Annotated in this window: 8 protein-coding genes; 3 read left to right on the top strand and 5 right to left on the bottom strand. The window is 70.3% G+C overall.

Going from position 1 to position 8,291, the window contains the following annotated elements:
- Positions 1-60: 60 nt before the first annotated feature.
- The 4 genes from G6028_RS06960 to G6028_RS06945 all read right to left on the bottom strand — a co-directional run bounded on the left by G6028_RS06960 (position 61) and on the right by G6028_RS06945 (position 4,954).
- On the bottom strand, positions 61-2,268 hold the full coding sequence (locus tag G6028_RS06960) for a bifunctional lysylphosphatidylglycerol flippase/synthetase MprF (protein ID WP_182617928.1): 2,208 nt from the start codon (positions 2,266-2,268) through the stop codon (positions 61-63).
- A 611-nt stretch (positions 2,269-2,879) separates the two neighbouring features.
- Positions 2,880-3,170 carry a hypothetical protein gene (locus tag G6028_RS06955; RefSeq protein WP_017838311.1) on the bottom strand — a complete coding sequence of 97 codons (291 nt, stop codon included), beginning with the start codon at positions 3,168-3,170 and terminating at the stop codon, positions 2,880-2,882.
- Positions 3,167-3,382, bottom strand: a complete 216-nt coding sequence (locus G6028_RS06950; protein WP_179523808.1) for a PLDc N-terminal domain-containing protein — start codon at positions 3,380-3,382, stop codon at positions 3,167-3,169. Before G6028_RS06950 ends, G6028_RS06955 begins: the two co-directional genes overlap by 4 nt.
- Positions 3,383-3,484: 102 nt before the next feature.
- Positions 3,485-4,954, bottom strand: a complete 1,470-nt coding sequence (locus G6028_RS06945) for a sodium/glutamate symporter (protein ID WP_182658427.1) — start codon at positions 4,952-4,954, stop codon at positions 3,485-3,487.
- Between the two features lie 326 nt (positions 4,955-5,280).
- Between G6028_RS06945 and G6028_RS06940 the strand changes: the two genes are divergently transcribed.
- Complete coding sequence (locus G6028_RS06940) at positions 5,281-5,916, top strand: potassium channel family protein (protein ID WP_338404165.1); 636 nt, start codon at positions 5,281-5,283, stop codon at positions 5,914-5,916.
- A 4-nt stretch (positions 5,917-5,920) separates the two neighbouring features.
- Complete coding sequence (locus tag G6028_RS06935; RefSeq protein ID WP_182658426.1) at positions 5,921-7,450, top strand: protein adenylyltransferase SelO; 1,530 nt, start codon at positions 5,921-5,923, stop codon at positions 7,448-7,450.
- Here the strand turns inward: G6028_RS06935 and G6028_RS06930 are convergent.
- Positions 7,447-7,974, bottom strand: a complete 528-nt coding sequence (locus tag G6028_RS06930) for an EamA family transporter (RefSeq protein ID WP_182658425.1) — start codon at positions 7,972-7,974, stop codon at positions 7,447-7,449. The genes G6028_RS06935 and G6028_RS06930 overlap by 4 nt on opposite strands.
- Before the next feature lie 116 nt (positions 7,975-8,090).
- On the opposite strand from G6028_RS06930, the gene G6028_RS06925 reads away from it, so the two are divergent.
- A partial coding sequence (locus tag G6028_RS06925) for a hypothetical protein (protein WP_182658424.1) occupies positions 8,091-8,291 on the top strand: 201 nt, incomplete at its 3' end.

Genomic DNA, 8,291 nt, shown 5'->3' with positions numbered 1-8,291 from the left:
GCGGCGGCGTTCTGGCCGGGCAGGCTCGGGGGCGGATGCCGCAGCTCGGGGGCGGAGGCCTCAGGCGTCGATGGTCTCCGACTTCCCCGACCGGGCCAGCGCGGCGAGCTGGCGGGTCGTCGCACCCGGCAGGTACGCCCGGCCGATCGCCACCCCGATCCGCGGCAGGTCGGCCTCGTCGCGGAAGCACAGGTACACGGGCTCGATCCGCGGGTTGAACTTGGCTTTGAACTGGTGGAGCGAACGGAACCCGTAGTACGGCTCGAGCGCCTGACCGAGCAGGTCCAGACCCCTGTCGAGGGTGGCCACCTCGTCGTCGTCGCCACTCCGCGCCAACGGGGCACCGGACAACGAGACGAAATCGGCCCCCTCGTCCTTGAACTCGAGCGCGGACCGGGCGATGAGGAACTCGATCATGTTGTTCGCGCCGGGCCCGTTGCGCTTGCGCATCACGTCCAGTGTCCAGCCCCGCACGCCGCCCTCGGCGCCGCCGCGGTAGACGGGCAGCCAGGAGAGCGCGGCCTGGACCACCCCGCCCGAGTCGACGGCCAGGGCGATGCGGACGTCGTCGTCGAGAGCCTCCTCGACCGTGCCGAGGGTGAAGCCCATCTCGGGCAGTTCCTTGTCCCCGACCCACTGCTCGGAGATCTGGCGGACCTGCCCCAGGATCGCGGACGGCTGCTCCCGCAGCAGGCCCGAGACGAAACTCGTGCCGTTCTTCTCCGCCTTGTTCATGGCGCTGCGGATCTTCTGCCACTTCTTCCCGCCGAACGCCAGATCGGGCAGGTCCATGATGGTGTCCTCGGCGATCTGCAGCGCCCGCCAGCCGTGCGCCCGCATGGTGTCGGCGGTCTCGGCCGACACCGAGAACAGGCACGGCACCGCGGCCTGCGCCTCGGCGAAGTCCACGAACTCGGTCAGCAGCCGGGCGCGGTCGGCGGGTGCGGCCACCGGATCCGCCAGCGCGATGACGGTGCCGACGTGCAGGCGGTAGCCCACCACGCCGGCGGCCGGTGCGCCCGTGTCGACGGCGTCCGGTTCCCCGTCGGGGCCCCCACCGGCCTGTGCTCCGGGCCCGAAGAAGTAGTTCATCGGCTGCCACGTGATCATCCACGACATGGTGCTGCCGCCATGCCTGCGGATGAGCGCGCGGACGCGGTCGATCACCTCGTCCGAGTGGACCGAGGAGCCGGTGACCCGTCGCCGGATCCGGACCCCGAACGCGCCCCGGCCGGCGATGAGCAGGACGGCCTCGCCCGTCCACAGCAGGCCCGTGCCCGCGGTGACGGCACCGAGGCTCTCGAAATCCGCGGTCACGACCAGGACGGTGACGACGAGGGTCGCCACCGCCGTGAGGAGCGCGTACACGAGGGCGACGAGCCACGCCACCCGGTAGCCGCGGCGGAGCAGCTCGGCGGTCACCGCGGCGACCAGGACGGACAGGAGCATGCCGGCCAGGTTCACGTCGTCGGCCTCGGTCGGGCCGAGGGGGCCCTCCGCGGGGACGAAGTAGACCACCACGTGCACCGCAGCGAGGAACCACATCCCGGCCGAGACGACAAGCCTGGTCTCGCGCCGCGTGCGGGGCCGCAGTCCCCGCTCGGTGCGGGAGAAGAACCGCTCGCCCACAAGCAGGAACACCGCGAAGGCGATGAGGTGCGTGAGGTCGGACAGGCGCCCGAGGAACAGGAACGACACGATCACATAGCCGTAGAGCAGGGCCCGTGCGCGCAGTCGCCACGGTGACACCAGCGTGGCCGTGGTGGCGGCCAGCACGGCGATCACCGCGGTCGAGCACCCCACGTCGAGCACCACGGACAGCTCGGTGGCCCACTCCCAGCCCACCGCGTCACCGGGGACGAGGACGCCGAACGCCCCCAGCACGCCGATCAGCTGGCCACCGATCGCGACCAGGGCCGTCCGCGCCGACCCCAGTCGCCACTCGCCCACCCCGATCCCCACCGCCACCAGCACGAGGAGCGACACGTGCTGGAGAGGGGTCATCCCGAACCACGGGCCGGCGAACACGGTCCACCAGCGGCCGCCCTCGAGCGCGGGGACGCCGTAGGCCACGCCCTCGAACCACGGGGCGTCAGGGGCGGAACGCCACAGCGTCTCGAACACCACCCCGGTCACGAGCAGTGCCGCCAGCACGATCGCGGTGACCGGGAGTCGGCGGGCGGCGCGTGCGACCGCACCGGTCACGGTGGCGAGCGGGGACGGCTCGCCGGGGTCGTCGGTCTTCTCGGTGATCTGATCGGTGCTCATGGTGCTCCCGTGGGCGGCGCGCGTGCTGGAACCGCCGGGGTCGGAGAGGCGACGCCGGTGGTGGACGGGTCAAGTATGCGCTCGGCCGGGGGCGTAGGTAAGGGAATGCTCAGCTTCGTGACCGGCGCCTCGTCACGGCCGCCGGCGAGTCCCGCGACCAGCGCGCCCGCCGGAGCACGCACCGCCCGGGCGTCGCGCGCCGAGCACCTTTGCAATCGGCTTCGAGCTGGCGATTCACGTGCCATTTCACCCAGGTGAATTGGCGTGCGCGGCGGCCATATCGCGGCCTAGGTGAACTAGCGTTCACGAGATCGCAGTCGCCGCGACCCTAGGAGAGAAAGTGATCGGTACCCCGCCGAGCGTGATCGTCGACGAGAACGGAGCCAGACCGCCCCGGGTGGTGGACCCGGTGGGGACGCGGCTCGTCCTGCTCTCCGGTCTCTCCGTGTCATGACCGGGCGCGAGTGGGACGACTACGTCGAATGGTCCGGCCTGGACGAAGGGCGACTGGACGAGATCATGCGCGACCGCGGCCGCACCGTCGACCGCGGTTCGGGTGCCGGGCCGGATCCGGTCGCGCGGGCGCGATGGTTCCCCCAGAGGTGCCGGTGTCAACGGCGGCGCGAGCCCGCCATCGCCGGACCGGAGAACAACGCGATCCCCAGGACGAATCCGAAGTTGTACCAGTTGCCGTTGTTGCCCACCTCGTAGATGGTCACGGTGTCGGTGAACAGGGAGATGATGAAGGTCACCGGGAGGATGAGCCCGTGCCAGAGCCCCCACCAGAAACCGAGGCCCTCCGGGGAGACGTCGACGTTAGGTCCCGCGGCGCACGCGCCGAGGGTCAGGACGACGACGAGGAGGACACCGGCGGCGAGCCCCGCCCGTCCCCGGGTGGTCATCTCCGCCGCCCCCGCACGAAGTAGAGGGCGGGTCCGATGAAGTTGACCGCGATGATGGCAGCCCACCTGGCCTTGCTTCCACGCACCTGTTCGGCGGGCCGGAACGCCAGATCGGTCCACGCCGTGACCGCCAGCGACACCTGCACGGACATCAGTGTCAGGATCGTGGCCTTCTGACCATCGGACAGCTCGCTCCACGACTTCTTCCGCATGGGTCCTCCTGGGGTCGGTCCGGAAGTGGGGTTTCCTTAATCCTAGTGTCCGACGTGAGGGCGATGGCCGGGTTGCGGCCACGGGGCTGACGAGTCGAGGGCCTATTCGCGCACGGGTTGCTCCGCGCCGGATTTCTCCTTCTCCCACTCCGCCCGGTCCTTCATCTCCCTGGGTCGGAAGTAGAACAATCCGGAGAGCACGGCCACGAGGAAGACCGCGAGCATCACGAAGAACAGTGGCCACACGCCGGTGAGGAAGATGATCGGCACGGCCATGGCGGTGATGAGCCCACCGCCGAAGAACGGCTCGAAGACCAGCTGTTTGTAGCCGAACGCCTCGAACGCGGGGCTCTCGGCCTGCGGGTCGACCACGCGCATCAGGATGAGGCCCGTCGCGGTGACGCCCATCGACTGTCCGAAGTCGCCGATGCCGCGCTCGAACCAGTAGCGGCCGATGATCCGCGGGGCCAGCAGGAGGAAGACGGCGACGTTGAACACGATCCCCGCCACCGCGAGGATCGCGAAGACGCCGATGTTCTCGCCGATGGCCTGCAGGGACAGCGTGGCGATGGCGGCGACGATGAGGAAGTCGAGCGCCCAGCCCTGGATCCGGAGCATGATCTGGGCGTCGATCACGTGGGCGAACCCGGCCTTGGTGGCGACGTACTGAACGATCACGCCGCCGAGGAGGGCGATGGGGAAGAGGGGGACGTAGGCGAAGATCTCCAACGGGGTGTTCTCGTCGAGCATGACCGACGCGTAGGTGGCCTGCTCGATCCAGCGCAGGCCCTCCAGGATCGCGAGCCCGACGAGGATCGCCACCGTGACGATCGCGATGTGGAGCGACAGCGGCTCGACGGAGGAGGGGCGGGAGGTCATCTTGCCGGCGGAGTAGTACTCGTCCTCGCGGAAGAGGCCCTTCTGCTCCTCGATGGACATCTTGGCGCTCCCGGTGACGATCTCAGTCTTCCCGGTGCGCACGGCCCAGTTGATCAACGCGATGCCGATCACGATCCCGCCCACGATTCCCACGGTGGCCAGTCCGACGGCGAGGTCGGCGCCCTCGCCGAAGCCCAGCTCGTCGAAGACCGGGCGCATACCGGCGGCGGTGCCGTGGCCGCCCTCGAACCCGATCTCGATGAGCGCACCGGTCATCGGCGCGGCCGCCAGGGTCGGCACCAGGATGAGGGCCGCGAGGAGCAGACCCACGACGTACTGCCCGGAGGCGAGGGACACGCCGAGCGAGAGCTGGGGGCCCACGAGCTTCACTGCCCGCTTCGCGGTCGGCAGCTTCTGCCCGAGGAACATGGTGGCAAAGATGACGCTGATCAGCAGCCCGGGCAGCGAGGACCACACCTCGACCATCGGCTCGGTGAACAGACCGTTTTCCCCCCACGGACCCCCGAACCGGCCCAGCACCTCGGGTCCCAACAGGAGCAGCAGGGCCCCGGCGACGATCGAGCTGGGGAGGAACAGTGACTGGACTATCCCCACCTTGACTCGGATGATCTTTCCGATCAGCAGCGCCAACCCGAGTATGAGTAGCGCGAAGCCCACCGCATTGGCCGTCATGGTGCAACCTCGTTCCGGTCGGTGACGCATGGCGTGGACGTCGACTCGTCGCTCTACATCTGCCGATCGACGGGTCGAGTCCCCGATTGTCGGGAATGTACGCCCTGTTCTCGCCGGAGAGAACCTGATCGGCTGATCGGTAACCGTGCCGTCACTTCGTCCGCCGTGGGCGCCGCGGATCGGTCATCATCGAACGGTGACGGAAAAACGGTGGGCGGAACTGACGGAATGGCCGTTGATCGGGGCAGCCCTGGCCTTCCTGGTCGCCTACGCGGTCTCGGTCCTGGTGAACCCGGTCGGCGCGGGGGGGCATTGTCACCGAGGTCGTGATCGTGGGGACCTGGGTGCTCTTCGCGGTGGACTTCGTGGTGCGCCTGGTGTTGGCGAAGCAGCGGGGTCGGTGGCTGTTCACGCATTGGTACGAGGTGGTGGTGATCGCGCTGCCGATGCTCCGGCCACTGCGCCTTCTCCGCCTGGTGATGCTGCTGAGCGTCATGCACCGCTCGGCGGGGACGGCCGTGCGCGGCCAGGTGATCGCGTACGCCGCGGGGTCGACGTCGGTCCTGCTCGTCGTCTCCTCCCTGGCGATGTTGGACGCCGAGCGCGGGGCTCCGGGCTTATCGATCGAGACCTACGGGGAGGCGCTGTGGTGGTCGGTGGTCACGGTCACCACCGTCGGGTACGGCGATGTCGCACCGGTGACCCCTACGGGCCGGGTGATCGCGGCGGGTCTGATGCTTGCGGGGATCGCCCTATTGGGTGTCGTCACGGCCACTCTCGCCTCCTGGATCGTGGACCGGGTCAGCGAGGTGGACGAGGCCAACCAGGCGGCCACGCAGGCTCAGGTCAGCCGGCTGTCGGCGGACATCGCGGCATTGCGCGCGGATCTCGGGCGTCTCGGTGCCGACGCGGAGAACCTGGCCGGCCGGCCGGGGCACCCCGCGACGGAGACGTACCGTTGACGGCATGACTTCCCAGGAGCGGCCCGGCGTACGGCTCACCGATGGCTTCGCCCGCGACTTCCCCGATCTCGGGGTGCAATGGAAGGCGGCCGAGGCGCCGACGCCGCGCCTGCTCGCCCTCAACGAGCCGCTGGCCGCCGAGCTGGGCATCGACCCGGCCTACCTCCGGGGAGACGAGGGCCTGGGCCTGCTGACCGGAACCCACGTCCCCTCCGGCGCCACCCCGGTCGCGCAGGCGTACGCGGGACACCAGTTCGGTGGCTACTCCCCGCGACTGGGCGACGGACGGGCCCTGTTGATGGGCGAGCTCCCGGACGGTCGCGACCTGCACCTCAAGGGCTCAGGCCGCACGCCGTTCGCCCGTGGTGGCGACGGTCTGGCAGCGGTCGGGCCGATGCTCCGGGAGTACCTCATCAGCGAGGCCATGCACGCGCTGGGTGTGCCCACCACGCGGGCGCTGGCGGTGGTCGGAACCGGGGTGGCCGTGTACCGCGAGCAACCGTTGCCGGGCGCCGTGCTCGCCCGTGTGGCGGCCAGCCACCTGCGGGTGGGCACCTTCCAGTTCGCCCGCTCCACCGGCGACGTCGAGCTGGTGCGGAGGCTCGCCGACCACGCCATCGCGCGCCACTACCCGCAGGCGGCCGATGCGGAGAACCCGTACCTCGCGCTGTTCGCCGCCGTCCTCGACGCCCAGGCCTCCCTGGTGGCGCAGTGGATGCTGCTGGGGTTCATCCACGGGGTCATGAACACGGACAACACCACGATCTCCGGCGAGACCATCGACTACGGCCCGTGTGCGTTCATGGAGCAGTTCGACCCCGCCACGGTGTTCAGCTCGATAGACACCCAGGGTCGCTACGCCTACGGCAACCAGCCGCCCATCGTGCAGTGGAACCTGGCGAGGTTCGCCGAGACCCTGGTCCCGTTGGTCGACGACGACGAGAACGCGGCCGTCGAGACGCTGACCGCCTCGTTGGGGACGTTTCCCACCCGCTACCAGGAGGCCTGGACCGAGGGGATGCGCACCAAGCTGGGACTTCCCGCTGCGCTGGGCCGACCGGCCGGGCCGGGCGATCCGGAGGGGTCGGGCGATCCGGAGGGGTCGGGCGAACCCGGGTCGGGCGACGGGGCGGCCGGGTCGGATGCGATCGAGCCGCTGCTGGAGGAACTCTCGCGGCTGCTGACCGCGTCCCGGGCCGACTTCACGTCGTTCTTCCGCGCGCTCATCCCCGCGGCGGCGGGCGACACCTCGCCGGTACGCGAGCTGGTGGGGGAGCTTGCCGACGGGTGGCTGGCGAGGTGGCGTGCACTGGATCCCTCAGCCGAGATGATGGCGACCGCCAATCCCGTGTACATCCCGCGCAACCACCTGGTGGAGGAGGCGCTGGACGCGGCCACGGCGGGAGACCTCGGGCCGTTCACCGAACTCCTCGTCGTCGTCACCGATCCCTACACCGAACGTCCCGGGCTGGAGCGGTACGCGAGCCCGGCCCCGCCCGACGCCTCCCCCCACGTCACGTTCTGCGGAACCTAGGGCAGACGTCCGGGGGCTGCCCCGCCGCCGGCATGTGAGTGCGCTGGAGGTCGTGGCCGGTCCGGCCGCGGAGTATCCCCGCCCGGGACCACGCCAGGGGTGTCCGGGACGACGCCGGGGCTGGTCGGAGAGTCGGCGACCGGCCGCCCGCCGCTGCCGGAACTCGCCGTGAGCAGGACCGCCACGATCCCCAGCCCCATCGCGATGACCTGTGGTGCCCCGATACGGTCCCCGAGCATCGCCCACGCCCAGATCGCCGATACCGGAGGGGTGAGGTAGAGCAGCATGCTCGTGCGCGTGGCGCCGAGGGTGCGCAGGGCGAGGATGTACGCCCCGTAACCCCCGAGCCCGGCCGGGACCACCAGCCACGCGAGCGAACCCGCCAACCGGGCCGTCGGCTCGATCGCGATGCCGGTGGTGAGGACCGCGACGCCCACGCAGAGCGCGACCGCGCCGAGTCCGAGGGCGAGCGAGTGCCGACTCGTGAAGTGAACGGGGCCGGGAAGGGCGTTGGTCGCCAACACGAGTTATCAATGAAAACTTATTGACATGGCTACATAGCTGTCCTGCGTTCAGCGGACAGGCATGTCCCGCGCCAGGCCGACCCCCTGGATCGCGGACCGCCAGAGGGGTGGCCATCATGAGGATTCTCATCGCCGACGGCGAGGGGGCGTATCGCCGGTCCTCCGGGGTGATGGACGCCTTCGTCGACGACCTCACCTTCCGCCTCGGCGCCCGCGCCGCGGTCCGGGTGCGGTGGCCGGAGCCCGAACAGACCCGCCTCCACCGTCCGCGGAGCTGGGACGCCGCCTCGGCCGCCGGTGTGGCGGACCTGGCCCGG

It is taken from the genome of Dietzia cercidiphylli (assembly GCF_014145145.1).
In the GTDB taxonomy this organism is placed as follows: Bacteria; Actinomycetota; Actinomycetes; order Mycobacteriales; family Mycobacteriaceae; genus Dietzia; species Dietzia natronolimnaea.
Note: the sequence above shows the minus strand (reverse complement) of the source record. Positions and strands in the feature narration are given on the sequence as shown.

Bases quoted from the DNA above. Each gene is read 5' to 3' on its own strand.
- G6028_RS06955 (WP_017838311.1), bottom strand. From the start codon at position 3,170: ATGACCACCCGGGGACGGGCGGGGCTCGCCGCCGGTGTCCTCCTCGTC.
- G6028_RS06945 (WP_182658427.1), bottom strand. From the start codon at position 4,954: ATGACGGCCAATGCGGTGGGCTTCGCGCTACTCATACTCGGGTTGGCG.
- G6028_RS06950 (WP_179523808.1), bottom strand. From the start codon at position 3,382: ATGCGGAAGAAGTCGTGGAGCGAGCTGTCCGATGGTCAGAAGGCCACG.
- G6028_RS06935 (WP_182658426.1), top strand. From the start codon at position 5,921: ATGACTTCCCAGGAGCGGCCCGGCGTACGGCTCACCGATGGCTTCGCC.
- G6028_RS06960 (WP_182617928.1), bottom strand. From the start codon at position 2,268: ATGAGCACCGATCAGATCACCGAGAAGACCGACGACCCCGGCGAGCCG.